Origin of the sequence: Micromonospora sp. S4605 (assembly GCF_003176715.1) — a bacterium.
Lineage (GTDB): Bacteria > Actinomycetota > Actinomycetes > Mycobacteriales > Micromonosporaceae > Micromonospora > Micromonospora echinaurantiaca.
In genome coordinates this window covers 1-16,979 of sequence record NZ_QGSW01000170.1, presented here as the reverse complement: position 1 = coordinate 16,979, position 16,979 = coordinate 1, and the positions used below count along the sequence as shown (strand labels likewise).

The window sequence follows — 16,979 nt, the reverse complement described above, 5'->3', positions numbered from 1 at the left end:
GGGTGGCGTCGGCCGGGACGGTGGTCGGGACGGGTGGGGTGCGGCGGGCGCGGGCGCCGCCCAGCACCACCACGGCGACGCCGACCAGCAGCAGCGCCAGCCCGGGCAGCGCGGTGGCCCGGGGCAGTTGCCCCAGCCAGGCCCAGCCGATCAACGCGGCGCCGGGGGCCTCCAGCAGGATCAGCACGCTGACCGTGGTGGCCGTGACCCGCCGCAGCGCGTAGTTGAACATCGAGTGGCCGAGCAGTTGGGCGCCGGCCACCAGCGCCAGGATCGCCAGCCAGGTGCCGGTGTCGAAGCCGCCCAGCGGCAGCCCGCCGGCCAGGCAGATCACCAGCAGGATCACCGTGCAGACCCCGTAGCAGACGGTGGTGTACGTGGTGGTGCTGACGGTGGCCCGGGCCCGCTCACCGAACGCGGTGTACACGGCGGCGAACAGCCCGCCGGCCACCGCGAGCAAATCACCGGCGAAGGCCCGGCCGGAGACGGCAAAGTCCGCCCCGCTGGCCAGCACCGCCCCGCCGACCGCCACCCCGATCCCGGCCCAGACCACCAGCGGCAGGCGTCTGCCCTGCCCCCGGGCGATCAGCCCCTGCCAGACCGGCTGGGTGGCGCCCAGCGCCGTCGCGGCGGCCACCGAGGTGAGCTGGGCGCTCGGCATCCAGGTGGCGAAGTGGGCGGCCAGCGCGACGCCGGAGAGCACGCAGGCCCAACCCGCGCGCCGGCCCGCCCCGACCGTCAGCGATCGCAGCTCGGCCCGGCGGCGGGTCAACGCGACCGGGCCGAGCACGGCGACCGAGAGCAGGTTGCGCCAGAACGCGATCGCCAGGGCGGGCGCGGCCGCGAACGCGACCAGCGGTGCGGACGACGACACGGCGACCACGGCGAGGGCGAGCGCCCCGGTGGTCAGCGGGTCGAGCGGCGGGCGATGTTCGGACGGCACGGGGAGCAATCCTCACATGACTCGGGTCACCACGGACCGTCATCACTCGGTTACGATCGTGCGGTCCGCCGGCGACCCCTCGACCGCCCGGAGGCGTTCCCCCATGCCCACCTACCAGGCGGTGCTCTTCGACTTCTTCGGCACGCTCACCCGCTCGGTGCAGCGCGGCGCGGCGCACCGGTGCATCGCCGAGCTGCTCGGCTGCCCGACCGACACGCTGGTCGAGGTGCTCGATCGCAGCTACTACCAGCGGGCCAGCGGGCGGTTCGGCAACGCCGAGGCCACCCTGCGCTGGGTCTGCGAGCAGGCCGGCGTACACCCCTCGGACGGCGCGGTGCGGGCCGCGGTGGCCTCCCGGCACCGGGCGGTACGCGCGGACACCCGGCTGCGCGACGACGCGGCGGCGGTGCTTGTCGCACTGCGCGAGCGGGGGCTGCGGACCGGCCTGATCAGCGACTGCACTCATGAACTTCCGGCGTTCCTGCCGCAACTGGCGATCGCCCCGCTGCTCGACGTGCGGGTCTTCTCGGTGCAGGTCGGCCGCTGCAAGCCGGATCCAGCGCTCTACCTGGCGGCCTGCCACCGGCTCGGGCTGACCCCGGCGGACTGCCTCTACGTCGGCGACGGCGGCAGCCAGGAGCTGACCGGGGCGGAACGGGCCGGCATGACCGCGGTGCGGCTGGCCGCGCCGGATCTGGTCGGGCACATGGTGTTCAACGCCGACACCTGGGACGGGCCGGTGCTGCGCTCGCTGACCGAGGTGCTCGACCTGGTCACCCCGGCGGCGGTGCCGGCGTGACGCGTCGGCGGCCGGTTCGGGCCGGGTCGTCGGGCCGGACCGGACCGTCGGATCGGGTCAGTCGTCAGGCCGATCCGGACCGTCAGGGCCAGGTCGTCGGGCCGGGTCGGGCCGTTTCGAAACGGGCCCGGTCAGCGGCGGCGGACCCGGTGCAGCCGGAACGGCTTGCGGGTCGCCCGGACCACCGGCGCCTGCCGGGGCTCCGCGGCCAGTGAACCGTCGGGCAGCCCGGCCCCGGCGACCGGCTCCCCGGCCGGGGTCAGCCGGATCAGCGCGCAGCCCTCGGCGGCCCACCGGGCGATCTGGTCGGTGGCGCTGCCCCGGCCGTTCAGCCGCTTGCCGGCGACCAGCGGCGCTGCGGTCTCCCAGGTCTCGCTGCCCGGGGCCACCCGCTCCACCCGGGCCGGCCAGGTGACGATCCGGCCACCGTGGTCGCCGCGCAGCGTCACCCGCGCCTCGGTCGCCTCGGCCAGCCCGGGTGCGGACTGCTCACCCGGCCCGCTCACCACGAAGAGCGCGCCCTCCAGCGGTACGCACCACAGCGCGAGCGCGGGGCCACCGGGCACGGCGACCCAGGCCACCGCGGCCTTCTTCATCGCCTCGTCGACCAGGGGCGGGCTGCTGCGCTCGGGCTCGTCGCTCACTCCGGCATCCTCCCGCACCCGGGCCGTCGGCGTCAGCCGACGAACGGCGGCACCATGATCTCGCCCCGGGCCACCGGCATCACGTGGCCCGCGACTGTCGCGCCGACCGCCACCCCGCCGGCCGCCGTCACGGTGCAGGCCAACGAGGACGGACGGTTGATCTCGACCCCCTGCACCACGTCGTACGACGAGCGGCCCTCGCCGGGCAGCAGGCCACTGGCGACCAGCCAGACCCCGAGGCCGAGCGCGGCCGACCCGGTGGCCGGGTCCTCCGGCACGCCGAGCCCCGGCACGAAGACCCGGGTGTGCGCGGTTTGCGAGTCGGCGTCCCAGGAGAAGACGCTGACGTGCTCCACGCCGTACCGCTGCGCCGCCGCCGCGTTCACCCGTGCCCGGGCCACCGCGTCCGGACGCACCGGCAGGTAGGGGAACTCCAGCCCGCAGCCGGCCACCCGGGGCGCCGGGCCGACGTGGTCGTCCGCGCTCAGCCCGGCCATCTCCAGCAGCGGCTCCGGGTCCAGCTCGGGGCCGAGGGTGGGGGTGCCGCCGGTCAGCGTGGCCCCGGTCGCCGTCACCTGGATCGGCAGCACCCCGGCGCCGCACTCCTGAGTGACCTGCCCCACACCGAACATTCCCCGGCGGCTGGCCGTGACCGCCGCGCCGACGCTGGGGTGCCCGGCGAACGGCAGTTCCTCGACCGGGGTGAAGATCCGCGCCCGGTAGGTGGCGCCGACCTGGGTGGGTGGCAGCACGAACACCGTCTCGGACAGGTTGAACTCCAGCGCGAGCGCCTGCATCTGTTCGGTGGCCAGCCCTTCGGCACCGAACACCACGGCCAGCGGGTTGCCGGCGAACGGGCGGTCGGTGAAGACGTCCACGATCTCGTACGCCAAGGTCGACATGTTGATAAACACTAGGCGCTTAGGCTGGTGCCCGTGAGCACGCCGACCCGGGTCTACCTCGCCCGTCTCGCCGGCGTCGCCGTCTTCGACCCCAACGGCGACCAGGTGGGCCGGGTACGCGACGCGGTGGCCCGGTTGCGGCCGACCCAGCGCCCGCCGGAGGTGGTGGGCCTGGTCGCCGAGATGCCGATGCGCCGGCGGATCTTCCTGTCGATCAACCGGATCACCTCGATCGACGCCGACGCGGTGGTGCTCGGCACCGGCACGCTCAACCTGCGCCGCTTCGAGAAGCGCCCGAACGAACTGCTGGTGCTCCAGGAACTGCTCGACCGGCGGGTGCAGGTCGATCCGGGCGGCCAGGCCGGCACGGTGGTCGACGTGGCGATGGAGTGCAGCCGCGGCGGCGAGTGGTCGCTGAGCCGGGTGGCGGTACGCGAGCAGACCGGCCGGCTGAGCCGGCGCGGCAACCTGCAGCAGGTCGAGTGGGAGCGGGTCCGCGGGTTGAGCGGCATCGCCGACACCCGGGGCACCGCCAACCTGCTCGCCGTGCTGGAGGACATGCGCCCCGCCGACCTGGCCAACGCGTTGCAGGACCTGCCCGACGCGCGGCGCAACGAGGTGGCCGCCGCCCTCGACGACGAGCGGCTCGCCGACGTGCTCAGCGAACTGCCCGAGCACGACCAGGTGGAGATCCTGGCGGCGCTGGACCGGGAGCGGGCCGCGGACGTGCTGGAGGAGATGGACCCGGACGACGCCGCCGACCTGCTCAGCGAGCTCACCCCGCCGGAACAGGACGTGCTGCTCGACCTGATGCAGCCGGACGAGGCCGACCCGGTACGCCAGCTGCTGAAGTACACGCCCGGCACGGCGGGCAGCGTGATGACCTCGGAGCCGGTGATCCTGCCCCCGGACGCGACGGTGGCGGAGGCGCTGGCCCGGATCCGCGAACCGCAGCTCTCCCCGGCGGTCGCCGCGCAGGTCTTCGTGACCCGCGCGCCGATGACCACCCCGACCGGCCGCTACCTCGGGATGGTGCACTTCCAGCGGCTGCTCCGGGAACCGCCGGCCGACATGCTCGGCGGGGTGGTGGTCAACGACATCGACCCGCTCCGGCCGACCACCCCGCTGCCGGAGATCACCCGCCGGATGGCCACCTACGACCTGGTCGCCATGCCGGTGATCGACCGGAACAACCGGCTGGTCGGCGCGGTCACCGTCGACGACGTGCTGGACCATTCGCTGCCCCGGGACTGGCGCGACCGGGACACCATGAACGGCCCGACCAGCTCGGGCGCGGTGCTGGACGGTGCGGATGGTTGAGCGGCGGGCGGAACGGCTGGACCAGCCGCGCGAGCCGCGGAGCCTGAAGCTGCCCCGGTTCGACCCGGAGGCCTTCGGCCGGTGGTCGGAGGGCATCGCCCGGGGCATGGGCACGGCGAACTTCATCGTCTACATGACGGTGGTGATCCTGCTGTGGTTCGCCTGGAACACGCTGGCCCCGGCGCACCTGCGCTTTGACCCGTACACCTTCACGTTCCTCACCCTGATGCTGTCGTTGCAGGCCAGCTACGCGGCGCCGCTGATCCTGCTGGCGCAGAACCGGCAGGCGGACCGGGACCGGCTGGCGCTGGAGGAGGACCGGCGCCGGGCCACCATGCAGAAGGCCGACACCGAGTACCTGGCCCGGGAGATCGCCGCGCTGCGGATCGCGATGGGTGAGGTGGCCACCCGGGACTTCCTCCGTTCCGAGCTGGCCCGGCTGGCCGAGGAGCTGGACGAGGCGGGGCAGCGCCGGCAGCGGCTGGAACGCCGCCAGCAGGAGCGGGCCGCGCAGCGGGCGGCCGGCGGCGGGGACGCGCTGGAGGAGCCCCGCGACGACCTGGACGGCGACTGAGCCCGGGACGGCCGCCCGGAGGGGTGAGCCGGCGTCGGACGGCTGCCGGGGTGAGCGGCAGGCTCGGCGCCCTGACCGGTGCGTCAGAACGCCGCGCGCCTCAAGGGGCCAGGCGAGCGGCGTTCGCCTCGATCGTCCCACTTCGTGCGGTACGCGTCCAGACCCCCGCCGCCCCGGGCGGGCGTCATCGATTCGCTCACACCGACCCCCGCTGGCGGCGGTGCGGGACAGCCTCCGACGTAGCATTGCGGGCATGTCAGCACCCGTCAGCACCGTCTCCGACGCGATCCAGGCCGCGCTGGCCACCGTCAACGACCCGGAGATCCGCCGGCCGATCACCGAGCTCGGCATGGTCCGCTCCGCCACGGTCGGCGACGACGGTGTGGTCCGGGTCGAGCTGCTGCTCACCGTCGCCGGCTGCCCGCTGAAGGACAAGCTGCGCGCGGACATCACCGCGGCCGTCGGCGCCGTGCCCGGGGTGACCGGCGTCGAGATCGAGTTCGGCGTGATGAGCCCGGAGCAGCGCCAGCAGCTCCAGGCGAAGCTGCGTGGCGGCGGTGCCACCGAGGAGCCGGTCATCCCGTTCGCCCAGCCCGGCTCGCGCACCCGGGTGTACGCGGTCGCCAGCGGCAAGGGCGGCGTCGGCAAGTCCAGCGTGACGGTCAACCTGGCCGCGGCGCTGGCCGCCCGCGGGCTCTCCGTCGGCGTGGTCGACGCGGACATCTACGGTCACTCGGTGCCCCGGATGCTCGGCGCCGACGGCCGGCCCACCCGGGTCGAAGACATGATCATGCCGCCGCAGTCGCACGGCGTGAAGGTGATCTCGATCGGCATGTTCACCGCCGGCAACGCCGCCGTGGTGTGGCGCGGCCCGATGCTGCACCGGGCGCTGCAGCAGTTCCTCGCCGACGTCTACTGGGGCGATCTGGACGTGCTCCTGCTCGACCTGCCCCCGGGCACCGGCGACGTGGCCATCTCGCTGGCGCAGCTGCTGCCCAACTCAGAGATCCTGGTGGTCACCACGCCGCAGGCGGCGGCCGCCGAGGTGGCCGAGCGGGCCGGCGCGATCGCCCTGCAGACCCACCAGCGGGTGGTCGGCGTCATCGAGAACATGTCCTGGCTGGAGCTGCCGGACGGGTCCCGGATGGAGGTCTTCGGCGCCGGCGGCGGCGCGACGGTCGCCGAGTCGCTGACGAAGACGATCGGCGCCCAGGTGCCGCTGCTCGGCCAGATCCCGCTGGACACCCGTGTCCGGGAGGCCGGCGACGAGGGCAACCCGATCGTGCTGGCCGAGCCGGAGTCGCCGGCCGCGGTGGCGCTCGGCAAGGTCGCCGACCGGCTCGCCGTCCGCCGCGAGTCGCTGCTCGGCAAGCCGCTGGGCCTCAAGCCCGCCGGCCGCTGACCCGCCGGCCGCTGACCCGCCCGGCCCTGGCGCGCGCGGTTCTGCCGCTGCCCGGCCGCCGCGCTGCCCTGGCGCCGCGCGGACCCTTGGCACCCCTACCGCCCAGACGCCGCGCCGCCCAGACGCCTGCAGGCTGGGTTGGCCATTGGCACGCACGGTGACGGAGGCGGGCCGGCAACGCGCAGCGGGTCGTGATACCTGATCGGGCGGCTTCACAGCAAGCGGCACATCCAACGGCGGCACCCGGCGGCGTCACAGCCAGGCAGCACGCGGGCCGGGATCGGCCACCGGGCTGGCGGCGAGCACGGTGACGACGGCGGTACGAGGGGTGCCGGGATGTGGCTCAGGTGGCGTCGTCGTAGCTGACCCGCGGGGCGGGCGCCGGGGCGCCGCCCGTGGCGGTGGCCGGGCGGCCGCCGCTCGACCGGGGATCGGCGGCGTTGGCGACGTCCTTCAACTCGTTGTGCACGCCGGTGACGTCGGCCCGCAGATTGTCGTAGACACCCTGCAGCGGCTTCCGGATCGCCTGCTCGTCCTCCTCGCTGAGCAGGTGCTTGCGGATGAACGCCTTGGGGTGCAGATCCTCCAGCTGGATGTCGGTGCCCAGCTCCTTGCTCAGGTCACTGGTGGCGTTGCGGGCCATGTTGCGCAGGTTGCGCACCATCCGCAGGCCGTCGTTGATCACCGCGGGCAGCCGGTCGCCGAAGATCAGCAGCGCCAGGAGCAGCAGCCCCCCGATCTCCCACATGTTCAGGTTGTCGAGCACTGCGGGCCCCCCTCTCGGCGTCAGCAGCAAGACTACGCACGTCGGGCGCCGGACCGGGAGGGGGTGACCGCCCGCTACTTCGCGTCTGCGGCGAGCGTCACCGACGCGTTCAGCCGGTCCGAGCCGCGGCGGTACTCCACGGTCACCACCGAGCCCGGGGCGAACTTGCGGACCAGGGCGATCAGATCGGTCGGTTCGGTCATCGGGCGCCCGTTCAACTTCAGGATCACGTCGCCGGCCCTGAGCCCGGCGTCGGCCGCCGGCCCGGACGGCTCCACCGTCACCAGCCGTACCCCGTTGCCGCTGGCCGCGCCGGGGCCGCCGACCTGAGCGCCGATCACGGTGCGCCGGGCCTTGCCGGTGCCGATGATGTCCTGGGTGATCCGCTTGGCCTGGTTGATCGGGATGGCGAAGGCGAGACCGATGTTGCCCGCCTCCTGCCCGTCGGCGACCAGCGACTTGATGGTCGAGTTCACCCCGATCACCCGGCCGGCGCCGTCCACCAGCGGGCCGCCCGAGTTGCCGTGGTTGACCGCGGCGTCGGTCTGGATGGCCGCGTAGTAGCGCACCGGGCCGCCCGGCTCACCCGCCTGCATGGTCCGGTCGAGCGCGCTCACGATGCCCGCGGTGACCGTGTTGGCCAGCGAGAGCGGCGAGCCGATGGCCAGCACCGGATCGCCCACGGCGAGCGCGTCGGAGTCGCCGAACTCCACCGGCCGCAGCCCGGTGCGGGCCACCTTGATCACCGCGATGTCGGATTCCGGGTCCTGCCCGACCAGGGTGCCCGCGGCCGAGCTGCCGTCGTTGAAGACCACCGAGGCCTTGCCGTTGCCGCCCGCGACCACGTGGTCGTTGGTGATCACGTGGCCGTCCGCGCTGGCGATGAAGCCGGAGCCCTCGCTCGTGCCGCCGAGGCCGCTCACCCGCACGGTCACCACGCTGGGCAGCACCCGTTCGGCGACGCCGGCCAGCGACTCCGGCTTGCGCTGGGCCAACCCCGGCGCCTGCGGGTCGGCGCCGAGCACCGTGCCGGCACCGGCACCGCCCCGCACCGCGAAGGCGTAGCCCAGCGCGCCACCGAGGCCACCGGCGAGCAGCGCGGTGATCAGCGGGATGAGCAGCAGTTGCCGCAGTGAGAGGCGACCCGGGGCGTCCGGGTCGGTGACGGGTTCCGGCTCCGTGCCGGGGCCGGGCGCGGCCGGGACCACCACCGCTGCCGGGGCGGCCGGATCGCGCCACGGGTCGGCGAGCGCGTCGGACCACCAGGGTGAGGTGGTGCCGGTGCCGTGCGGAGCCGTCGGCGCAGGCGGCGGGTACGCCGGCGACGGCGGTCCCGCCGGCGTCGGGCTCCCACCGGGCTGGCGCCAGTCCCAGCCGTCGGTCACGTCGGTCCTCCCAGTCCGTCCCGGGATCCCGCCCGCGACGCCCGGTCGACAGGTCGGCCCGGTCGCGACCGGCGGGATCCCGTCTCCAGGATTGCACGGATGCCCCGGGTGGAGTCAGCGGTTGCCACCCGTGATCGTCCGCGGCGGGACGCGCGGCTGCGTGCGTTGGGGGCCGCCTCTAGGCTCACAGTGCCAACCCGCCCCTCGCACCATTCGCGCCGCCCGGAGGTGTCCCATCGCCACGGTCGCCGGTTCCGGCAGTTCGACGGCCCAGGCTCTGCAGTTCGCCGAGTCGTATGCCGCTGAGGATCTCGTGCTGCGCACCGCCCGCAGCCTCGCCCGTGAGGTCGGTCTCGACGCGGTGACCCCCGGCGCGGGCGCCGCGCTGCGGCTGCTCGCCGCCGCCGGCAACGCCCGGGCGGTGGTGGAGATCGGCACCGGCACGGGTGTCAGCGGGGTGTGGCTGCTGCGCGGCATGCGGGCCGACGGCGTCCTCACCACCATCGACGTCGAGGTGGAGCACCAGCGGATCGCCCGGCGGATCTTCACCGAGGCCGGTTTCCCGGCGGGCCGCACCAGGATCATCACCGGCCGGGCGCTGGACGTGCTGCCCCGGCTCGCCGACGGCGCGTACGACCTGGTCTTCGTGGACGCCGAGTCGACCGGCTTCGCCGCCTGCGTGGACGCCGCGCTGCGGCTGCTGCGCCCGGGCGGGGTGCTCGCGCTCAACGGCACGCTGGCCGGCGGCCGGATCGGCGACCCGGCCGCCCGCGACGTGGAGACGGTGACCATCCGGGAGACGATCAAGGCGATCCGGGAGTCGGAGCACTGGATCCCGGCGCTGCTGCCGCTCGGGCACGGGCTGCTCGCCGCCGTGAAGTGCTGACCGGGGCGCCCGACCGCGTCCGCCGGGGGCGGGCACCGTCCGTCAGCCGAGCGTGGCCAGCCAGCGCAGCAGCGAGCGTACGCCCCAGCCGGTCGCGCCCTTGGTCAGTTCCGCGTCGTCGGCGTCCGCCCAGGACGGCGCGGACATGTCCACGTGCAGCCAGCGGTCGCGCAGGTCGCCGGTGAACTCGCGCAGGTAGAGCGCGGCGACCACCGAGCCCGCGCCCTGGGTCGGCGCGCTGTACAGGTCGGCCAGCTCGCTGCCGAGGTACTCGACGTAGTCGGCGGGCAGCGGCATCCGCCAGGCCGCCTCGCCGGCCTCGGCCACCGCTGCCAGTACGCCGGCGGCCAGCTCGTCGTTCTCGCTGTAGAGCGCGCCGGTGCGCTTGCCGAGCGCCACCGCGTTGGCGCCGGTCAGCGTGGCCAGGTCGACGAGCAGGTCCGGTCGCAGCTCCTGGACGGCGTAGGCGAGCGCGTCGGCGAGCACCAGCCGGCCCTCGGCATCGGAGTTGGTGGTCTCGCTGGTGGTCCCGCCGTAGTGGCGGACGACGTCGCCCGGGCGGAACGCCGAGCCGCTGACCATGTTCTCGGCCAGCGGGGCGAGCGCGGTGACGCGTACCGGCAGCCGCAGCGCGGCGGCGCCGACGGTGGCCGCCACCACCGCGGCCGCCCCGGCCATGTCCTTGCGCATCAGCTTCATCGCCGGCACCGGCTTGATCGAGATTCCGCCGGTGTCGAAGGTGATGCCCTTGCCGACCAGCACCACGTGGGTGCGGGCGTCGGCCGGCCGCCAGTCCAGCTCGACCAGGCGCGGGCCGTGCGCCGAGCCGCCGCCCACCGTCAGGATGCCGCCGAAGCCCTCGGCGGCCAGCTCGGCCGGCTCGCGTACCCGCAGGTGCAGGTCCGGCACCTCGGCGACGCGGGCGGCCACCTGCTCGGCGAACCACTCGGGGTTCTTCACCGAGGACGGGGTGTTGGTCAGGTCGCGGGCCCAGCGGGTCAGCCGGGCGGTGGTGCGGGCCGTCTCGACCACGGCCAGGTAGGGCTCCGGGTCGGCCACCAGCAGGTCGACCCCGGTGAGCGCGGGCGCGTCGCCGGCGTCGGTCAGCCGGAACCGGTACGACGCGAGCAGCAGCCCTTCGTAGAGCCCTCGGACGGCGGCCGGGGACGCGTCCGCCGGCACCGAGATCGTGATGTGCGTCTCATCGGCGACGGCACGGACCAGCGCCGCGCCGGCGCGCCGCCAGCTCGCCTCGTCGCCGTCCCCGGTGCCGACCAGGACCAGCAGGCCCGGGGTACGCCCCGGACGGAACTGGGCCCGCAGCTCACCGGCCCGGCCGGTGAGCCGGGCGGCCGGAGCCAGCGCGGCGGCCTCGTCGACGACGCCGTCGGGCAGCGCCACCGCGGTTGGCGCGGGCACGGCCGGAGCGTCGCCGCCCGCCCTCTCCCCAGCCGGACGAAGGGGCAGGACGAGGGTGTCGAGCCGGTCGGGCTCGGCGACCAGACGGATGGCGAGCACGCGGGACCGTACCTCCAGGAAAGTGATCGCGGAGCGCGGGATCACCCACGGCGCTCCGCGCCGGTGAAGCCCTGAGCCACCGGCGGGGCCGGTGGCTCAGGGTACGACGAACCGTCGGGGCGGCGGACGCCGCCCAGACCGCTCCTCGCTCAGCCGGCGGCCGCCTTCAGCGCGTCACCGAGCGCGTTGGCCTCGTCGGGAGTCATCTCGACGACGAGCCGGCCACCGCCCTCCAGCGGGACCCGCATGACGATGCCCCGGCCCTCCTTGGTGACTTCCAGCGGACCGTCGCCCGTCCGCGGCTTCATCGCCGCCATGTTGTCTCCCCTCAGACCTACACCAGGGTCGGTGGGTTGCCCCACAGCCACTTCGTCACGACCACCCGCAACCTACGCGGGGGTGTCGACTGACGATTTTCCCTGATGAACACCGCCGGACCCAAACCGAAGCAGCATTGATGTAACAGCATCTAGCTTATCTTGAGAAGGCCTGTCACAATGTGCGGTCATGCAGGCACGGTCGGCACTCTTCGACCTGTACGGCGACCACCTTCGACCGCGGGGTGGCCGCGCGCCGGTCGCCGCCCTGGTCAAGCTGCTGGCGCCGCTCGGGATCGCCCCGCCCGCCGTGCGTACGGCGGTGTCCCGGATGGTGCGTCAGGGGTGGCTCGACCCGTGCCGGCTCACCTCCGGGCCGGGATATTCGATCACACCGAAAGCCGCCCGCCGACTCGACGAGGCGGCGGCCCGGATCTACCGCACCGGCCGGGTCAGCTGGGACGGCCGGTTCGACCTGCTCGTGCTGGAGGCGCCCGCCGGCCGCCGGGAACGTCAGCGGCTCGCCGCCAACCTCCGCTTCCTCGGCTACGGCACGCTCGACGAGCAGACCTGGGTGGCCACCCGCCCGGCCGAGGACGTCGACCTGCTGCTCGCCGAGGCCGGCGTCCGGTTCGAGCGGTTCACCGCCGCGCACGCCTCCGGCACCCCAGGCGCGATGGGCGTGGTGCGCCGGGCCTGGGACCTGGCCGAGATCGGCCGGGCCTACGAGCAGTTCGTCGCCGAGCAGCGGCCGCTGCTGGCCGGGGTGACCGTGCGCAGCGGCGACGAGGAGGCGTACGCCGCCCGGTTCCGGCTGGTGCACGCGTGGCGTACCTTTCTGTTCCGGGATCCGCAACTGCCCCCGGCACTGCTGCCCGAACGCTGGCCCGGCACCGCCGCGGCCAGCTTCTTCGACCGGCACGCCGCCCGGCTCCGGCCGGCCGCCGACCGGTACGTCGAGCAGTGCCTCGACGCCGGCAACCGCATCGTCCGACAGAAGGGTCGTTAGAGACGTGACCGAGCCGCTGCTCGTCGACCGCACCGACGCCGTCGTGACCCTCACCCTGAACCGCCCGACCGCGATGAACGCGCTCGACGTGGCGCTCAAGGAGGCCCTTCGGGACACCCTGGCCGAGCTGGAGACCGACCGGTCCTGCCGGGCGGTGGTGCTGGCCGGCGCAGGCGGGTCGTTCAGCGCCGGCCAGGACCTGCGCGAGCACGTCCAGACGCTGGAGTCCGGCGGCGGCGACGCGCTGGACACGGTCCGGGCGCACTACAACCCGATCGCCGCCCGGCTGGCCAACCTGCCGAAGCCGGTGGTCGCCGCGGTGCGCGGGATGGCCGCCGGCGCGGGCGCCTCGATCGCCTTCCTGGCCGACATCCGGGTCGGTGGGCCGTCGACCAGCTTCCTGATGGCCTTCGCCAAGGTGGGGCTCGCCGCCGACACCGGCGCGTCCTGGACGCTGCCCCGGCTGGTCGGCCACGCCAAGGCGGTGGAGCTGCTGATGCTGGCCGAACCGGTCCGCGCCGAGGAGGCCTGCCGACTCGGGCTGCTCAACCGGATGGTCGAGGACGACGAGCAGGTGCTGCCGACCGCGCAGGAGCTGGCCGCCCGGCTCGCCGCCGGCCCGACCGTCGCGTACGGGGCGATCAAGCGGCAGCTCTCCATCGCCGACGCGGGCACCCTCGCCGACGCGCTGGCCGCCGAGGCGCAGGCGCAATCGATCTGCGGGGCCACCGACGACCACCGCGCGGCCACCTTCGCCTTCGTCAAGAAGCAGAAGCCGGCGTTCGAGGGCCGCTGACCCGACCCGGTCGGGTCAATCGTCCTCCTCCGGGTCCTGGTTGGCCTCCTCGCCGAGCACGAACGCCTGCATCGCCAGTTCGTCGCCGGACGGCGAGACGAAGGCCGGCAGCTCGCGCGGGCCCAGCTCCTGCACGTACGCCCAGAACAGCCGGACCGCCTCGGCCGGTGACTCGGCCTCGATCGGCAGGTCGAGGCTGACCAGCCAGGAGCGCCGCTCCTTCGGCGGGCCGAGCCGGTCGACCAGCCGCCGGAAGACGGCCGGGTCCAGCGGGCTCACCGGCCGGTCGAGGGTGACCGCGTCGGCCGGCACCGGCTCGTCGAAGGCGCGCCGGGTGTACGCCACCACCAGTTCGGCGGGCCCCCGCTCGGACTGCGGATCGTCCGGGTCCTCCGGCGCCTCACCGGTGGGCGCGACGACCCGGCCCAGCGCCACCAGCCGCGGCGGCTCGTCGGCCAGCACCGCCACCTGGTCGCCGGGGCGGGGGCGGGCGGTGCCGTCGAGGCCGGTCAGCTCCAAGGTGTCGTGGTGGACGAGCCGCTCGGCGTCGTAGCGCCCGGCCGGCAGCAGCACCGCCCAGACGCCCGTGCCGTCGGCGCGGCCCACCCCGTTCACCCGGTACGCGGTGTCGGTCGTCATGCCCTCATCCCATCACGCCGCTGCCGGGCGTCACGACGTGGCAGCCCGCCAGGTGGTCGTCGACCATCCCGGTGGCCTGCATCAGCGCGTAGGCCGTGGTCGGGCCGACGAACCGGAAGCCGCGCTTCTTGAGCGCCTTGGCCATCGCGGTGGACTCGGCGGTCAGCGCCGGCACCTGCGCGAACGACGTGGGCCGGCTGGCCCGGGGCGGCGGCGCGTACGACCAGAGCAGCTTGGAGAGCCCCTCGGGCAGGTCCAGCGCGGCCCGCGCGTTGGCGATCGCCGCCTCGATCTTGGCCCGGTTGCGCACGATGCCGGCGTCGGCCAGCAGCCGGTTCACCTCGGCCTCGCCGTAGCCGGCCACTGCGGGGATGTGGAATTCGTCGAAGGCGAGCCGGAAGTTGGCCCGCTTGCGCAGGATGGTCAGCCAGGACAGGCCGGACTGGAACGCCTCCAGCGTCATCCGCTCGTAGAGCGCGTCGTCGCCGTGCAGCGGCCGACCCCACTCGGTGTCGTGGTAGACGGCGTAGTCGGGGGTGCTCGACCCCCAGGCGCAGCGGGGCAGCCCGTCGGCGCCGATCACCAGGTCACTCACGGCGTAAACGGTAGGCCAATCCCCCGACACACCCATTGCCTCCGGCCGGGGCGGCTGCCTATGGTGCTGGTTACCGGTCGGTAGGTGGGCGTCGTCACACCCGCCGGCGCCCGGCGCACCGGCGGCACCGCAGCGGGAGGCTGCACCATGAAGGATTTCCCCGACATCATCGCCTGGTCGATCCCGGCCTTCCTGCTGCTCGTCGTGCTGGAACGGGTCTCCTACCTGCTGCACCGGGACGACGACGAGGTGGGCTACGGGGCGGCCGACACGGCCACGAGCCTGGCCATGGGGCTGGGCAGCGTCTTCACCGACCTGCTCTGGAAGATCCCGATCGCCGCCGCGTACGCGCTGCTCTACGCGGTCACCCCGCTGCGGGTCGCCGAGCTGTGGTGGAGCTGGCCGCTGATCGTGCTGGCGCAGGACTTCTGCTACTACTGGTCGCACCGGGGCCACCACGTGATCCGGATCCTCTGGGCCACCCACGTCGTGCACCACTCCTCGCAGCGGTTCAACCTCTCCACCGCGCTGCGCCAGCCGTGGACCAGCGTCACCGGCTGGGTGTTCTACATCCCGATGATCCTGCTCGGGGTGCACCCTGCGGTGGTGGCGTTCGCCGGCTCGGTCAACCTGCTCTACCAGTTCTGGATCCACACCGAGCGGATCGACAAGCTCCCCCGCTGGTACGAGGCGGTGTTCAACACCCCGTCACACCACCGGGTGCACCACGCCTCGCAGGGCGGCTACCTGGACCGCAACTTCGGCGGCATCCTGATCGTCTGGGACCGGCTGTTCGGCACCTTCGCGCCGGAGCGGGAGCGCTGCGTCTACGGGCTGACCAAGAACATCGAGACCTACAACCCGCTCCGGGTGGCCTTCCACGAGTACGTCTCGATCGCCCGCGACCTGCGTACCGCGGCGGGCTGGCGGCACCGGGCGGGAGTGCTGTTCCGCTCACCCGGCTGGCAGCCGGAGGCCGGCCCCGCCGCGCCGGCCACCCCGGCGCCGGCCGCCTCCGCACCGGCCACCCCGGTCACCACCCGCTGAACGGGTCAGGGCAGGCGGCCCTGCTCGACCAGCCGGGCGAACTTCTTCAGCGCCTGGGTGAGACCGAACTTGGAGCCGGGCCAGAGCACCGGCCAGGCCACCCGGCCGGCGGTGCCGCCCGGCAGGTGGAACCACTCGTGCCAGACCACCTGGGTGCGGTCCCGCTCCAGCTGCGTGCAGCGCAGCACGCCGGGACCGCGCAGCAGCCGGCCGCAGTGCACCACCCGCACCTCGTACGGCGGGTCCACCTGGACGACCCGCATCTCGTCCCGGAGCACGGCCGGTCCCACCGTGGTGACCGCCTCGACCAGGCTGCCCTCGCCGCCGTCACCCTCGATCACCCGCACCGTGGTGAACGGGATCCACTCGGACTGCCGCTCCCACGCGGTCAGCGCCGCGAAGACCCGCCCGGCCGGGGCGTTCACGATCACCGTGGCGGTCACCTCGCCGGCACCCGGGTGGGCGGCCTCGCGCAGGTCGTCCGCTCCCTCCGGTCCGGTCACACCGGCTCCGACCGGGCCACCGGCCCGCGCCGGCCGTCCTCCGGCTCGCCCGGCGCGTCCGGCGCGTCGCCGCTTCCGGCCGGTGCCGGCCGGGCTCCGTTCCCGGTCGCCGACGGGGCCTCGGCGCCCGGCGTGCCGGTGGCCGCCGGGCCGGCTGTGGTGGCGGCCCCGGCCGGCCCGGCGGCCGGCTCGCCGGCCGTCGTCGGCCGGGCGAAATCCGATTCGATCACGGGCCGGGCGGTGTCGGTCCCGGCCGACCCGCCAGCCGTCCCGGCGGCCGTCGTGGGCCGGGCGAAGGCGTCGGACCCGCTCGTCGGCCGGGCGAAGGCGTCCCGCCCGGTCGGTGTCGGCTCGGCGTAGACGACGGGTTCGGAGACCGCGGACCCGGTGGCCTCGGCGACCGGGGGTCCGCCGGGCCCGGCCGGCGCGGTGGCGCCGGCGGCCGTTGGCTCGGGCTGGGCGGCGCTGCCGGCGGCCTGCTCGCGGGCTCGGCGCAGGGCGTCGGCGTCCGCGATCCGCCCCTCGCGCAGCGCGCTGACCTCGGCCTCCAGCACCCCGATCAGCTCGGACTTGTAGCCGATGTCGTACGCCGCCCGCCGCATCGCCTGGTCGACCTGAGCCATCCGGTAGCCGCGCAGGGCGGTGTCGAACCGGACCTCGCCGACGTCCGACTCGCGCAGCGGTCGGGCGCCCGGCAGCGGCACCGCCCGGCCGTCCGGCTCGACCGGCACCAGGCCGGGATCCCGGCCGCTGACCAGCACAGTCACCCCGAAAACCACCGCCGCGACGGTCAGCGCCACGACCAGCAGGAGCAGAACCTGACCCATGCACAGATCGTGGCATGTCGAACGGGCCGGAGCGACCCCACCACCCACCCCGCCGCCGGATCCGCCCGGTTCCGGCGCGGCCGGCCGGTGTCCCTGGACCCGCCGCC

At 74.6% G+C, this 16,979-nt stretch carries 18 protein-coding genes and 1 pseudogene; 8 read left to right on the top strand and 11 right to left on the bottom strand.

Annotated elements, in window-relative coordinates:
* Positions 1–943: DMT family transporter (locus tag DLJ47_RS12725; protein WP_109900233.1), on the bottom strand; the 943-nt coding region annotated here is incomplete at its 3' end.
* Between the two features lie 103 nt (positions 944–1,046).
* Here DLJ47_RS12725 and DLJ47_RS12720 point away from each other — a divergent pair.
* On the top strand, positions 1,047–1,742 hold the full coding sequence (locus DLJ47_RS12720; protein ID WP_109900232.1) for an HAD family hydrolase: 696 nt from the start codon (positions 1,047–1,049) through the stop codon (positions 1,740–1,742).
* 131 nt (positions 1,743–1,873) lie between these two features.
* On the opposite strand, the gene DLJ47_RS12715 is transcribed toward DLJ47_RS12720, so the two are convergent.
* Together DLJ47_RS12715 and DLJ47_RS12710 are read right to left on the bottom strand one after the other, a co-directional pair.
* The gene (locus tag DLJ47_RS12715; protein ID WP_109900231.1) at positions 1,874–2,386 is read right to left on the bottom strand and encodes a hypothetical protein; all 513 of its coding nucleotides are present in this window, start codon (positions 2,384–2,386) and stop codon (positions 1,874–1,876) included.
* 32 nt (positions 2,387–2,418) lie between these two features.
* Entirely contained in the window at positions 2,419–3,288 is an 870-nt protein-coding gene (locus DLJ47_RS12710; protein WP_109900230.1) for a PhzF family phenazine biosynthesis protein, read from the bottom strand.
* Between the two features lie 33 nt (positions 3,289–3,321).
* Between DLJ47_RS12710 and DLJ47_RS12705 the strand changes: the two genes are divergently transcribed.
* The 3 genes from DLJ47_RS12705 (at position 3,322) to DLJ47_RS12695 (ending at position 6,584) form a co-directional block, all read left to right on the top strand.
* Positions 3,322–4,608, top strand: a complete 1,287-nt coding sequence (locus tag DLJ47_RS12705; protein ID WP_109900229.1) for a magnesium transporter MgtE N-terminal domain-containing protein — start codon at positions 3,322–3,324, stop codon at positions 4,606–4,608.
* Positions 4,601–5,182 carry a DUF1003 domain-containing protein gene (locus DLJ47_RS12700; RefSeq protein ID WP_109900236.1) on the top strand — a complete coding sequence of 194 codons (582 nt, stop codon included), beginning with the start codon at positions 4,601–4,603 and terminating at the stop codon, positions 5,180–5,182. Before DLJ47_RS12705 ends, DLJ47_RS12700 begins: the two co-directional genes overlap by 8 nt.
* Before the next feature lie 253 nt (positions 5,183–5,435).
* On the top strand, positions 5,436–6,584 hold the full coding sequence (locus DLJ47_RS12695; RefSeq protein WP_109900228.1) for an Mrp/NBP35 family ATP-binding protein: 1,149 nt from the start codon (positions 5,436–5,438) through the stop codon (positions 6,582–6,584).
* Between the two features lie 343 nt (positions 6,585–6,927).
* Here the strand turns inward: DLJ47_RS12695 and DLJ47_RS12690 are convergent, their stop codons facing one another.
* The gene (locus DLJ47_RS12690; protein WP_109900227.1) at positions 6,928–7,350 is read right to left on the bottom strand and encodes a preprotein translocase subunit TatB; all 423 of its coding nucleotides are present in this window, start codon (positions 7,348–7,350) and stop codon (positions 6,928–6,930) included.
* 74 nt (positions 7,351–7,424) lie between these two features.
* Positions 7,425–8,735, bottom strand: coding sequence for a S1C family serine protease (locus DLJ47_RS12685; protein WP_109900226.1), 1,311 nt, complete (start codon positions 8,733–8,735; stop codon positions 7,425–7,427).
* Between the two features lie 313 nt (positions 8,736–9,048).
* Between DLJ47_RS12685 and DLJ47_RS12680 the strand changes: the two genes are divergently transcribed.
* Positions 9,049–9,621, top strand: a complete 573-nt coding sequence (locus tag DLJ47_RS12680) for an O-methyltransferase (protein ID WP_088997234.1) — start codon at positions 9,049–9,051, stop codon at positions 9,619–9,621.
* 42 nt (positions 9,622–9,663) lie between these two features.
* Here DLJ47_RS12680 and DLJ47_RS12675 read toward each other — a convergent pair whose 3' ends face one another.
* Together DLJ47_RS12675 and DLJ47_RS12670 are read right to left on the bottom strand one after the other, a co-directional pair.
* The gene (locus DLJ47_RS12675) at positions 9,664–11,139 is read right to left on the bottom strand and encodes a leucyl aminopeptidase family protein (protein ID WP_109900235.1); all 1,476 of its coding nucleotides are present in this window, start codon (positions 11,137–11,139) and stop codon (positions 9,664–9,666) included.
* Positions 11,140–11,288: 149 nt separating this feature from the next.
* A complete protein-coding gene (locus DLJ47_RS12670) occupies positions 11,289–11,456 on the bottom strand; it encodes a DUF3117 domain-containing protein (protein WP_007455245.1) in 168 nt (55 codons plus the stop codon).
* 190 nt (positions 11,457–11,646) lie between these two features.
* On the opposite strand from DLJ47_RS12670, the gene DLJ47_RS12665 reads away from it, so the two are divergent.
* Entirely contained in the window at positions 11,647–12,465 is an 819-nt protein-coding gene (locus DLJ47_RS12665) for a PaaX family transcriptional regulator (RefSeq protein ID WP_088997232.1), read from the top strand.
* A gap of 4 nt (positions 12,466–12,469) precedes the next feature.
* Positions 12,470–13,261: an enoyl-CoA hydratase-related protein gene (locus tag DLJ47_RS12660; protein WP_109900225.1), complete on the top strand. Its 792-nt coding sequence runs from the start codon at positions 12,470–12,472 to the stop codon at positions 13,259–13,261.
* 15 nt (positions 13,262–13,276) lie between these two features.
* On the opposite strand, the gene DLJ47_RS12655 is transcribed toward DLJ47_RS12660, so the two are convergent.
* Both DLJ47_RS12655 and DLJ47_RS12650 read right to left on the bottom strand, forming a co-directional pair.
* The gene (locus DLJ47_RS12655) at positions 13,277–13,900 is read right to left on the bottom strand and encodes a hypothetical protein (protein ID WP_109900224.1); all 624 of its coding nucleotides are present in this window, start codon (positions 13,898–13,900) and stop codon (positions 13,277–13,279) included.
* Positions 13,901–13,904: 4 nt separating this feature from the next.
* Positions 13,905–14,495, bottom strand: coding sequence for a DNA-3-methyladenine glycosylase I (locus tag DLJ47_RS12650; protein ID WP_233257806.1), 591 nt, complete (start codon positions 14,493–14,495; stop codon positions 13,905–13,907).
* A gap of 147 nt (positions 14,496–14,642) precedes the next feature.
* Here DLJ47_RS12650 and DLJ47_RS12645 point away from each other — a divergent pair, with 147 nt between their 5' ends.
* Complete coding sequence (locus tag DLJ47_RS12645) at positions 14,643–15,542, top strand: sterol desaturase family protein (RefSeq protein WP_109900234.1); 900 nt, start codon at positions 14,643–14,645, stop codon at positions 15,540–15,542.
* Positions 15,543–15,547: 5 nt separating this feature from the next.
* Here the strand turns inward: DLJ47_RS12645 and DLJ47_RS12640 are convergent, their stop codons facing one another.
* Together DLJ47_RS12640 and DLJ47_RS36835 are read right to left on the bottom strand one after the other, a co-directional pair.
* Positions 15,548–16,045: an SRPBCC family protein gene (locus DLJ47_RS12640; RefSeq protein ID WP_088997227.1), complete on the bottom strand. Its 498-nt coding sequence runs from the start codon at positions 16,043–16,045 to the stop codon at positions 15,548–15,550.
* Between the two features lie 275 nt (positions 16,046–16,320).
* Positions 16,321–16,872 (bottom strand): annotated as a pseudogene (locus DLJ47_RS36835) (DivIVA domain-containing protein); the annotation flags it as partial.
* Positions 16,873–16,979 lie beyond the last annotated feature (107 nt).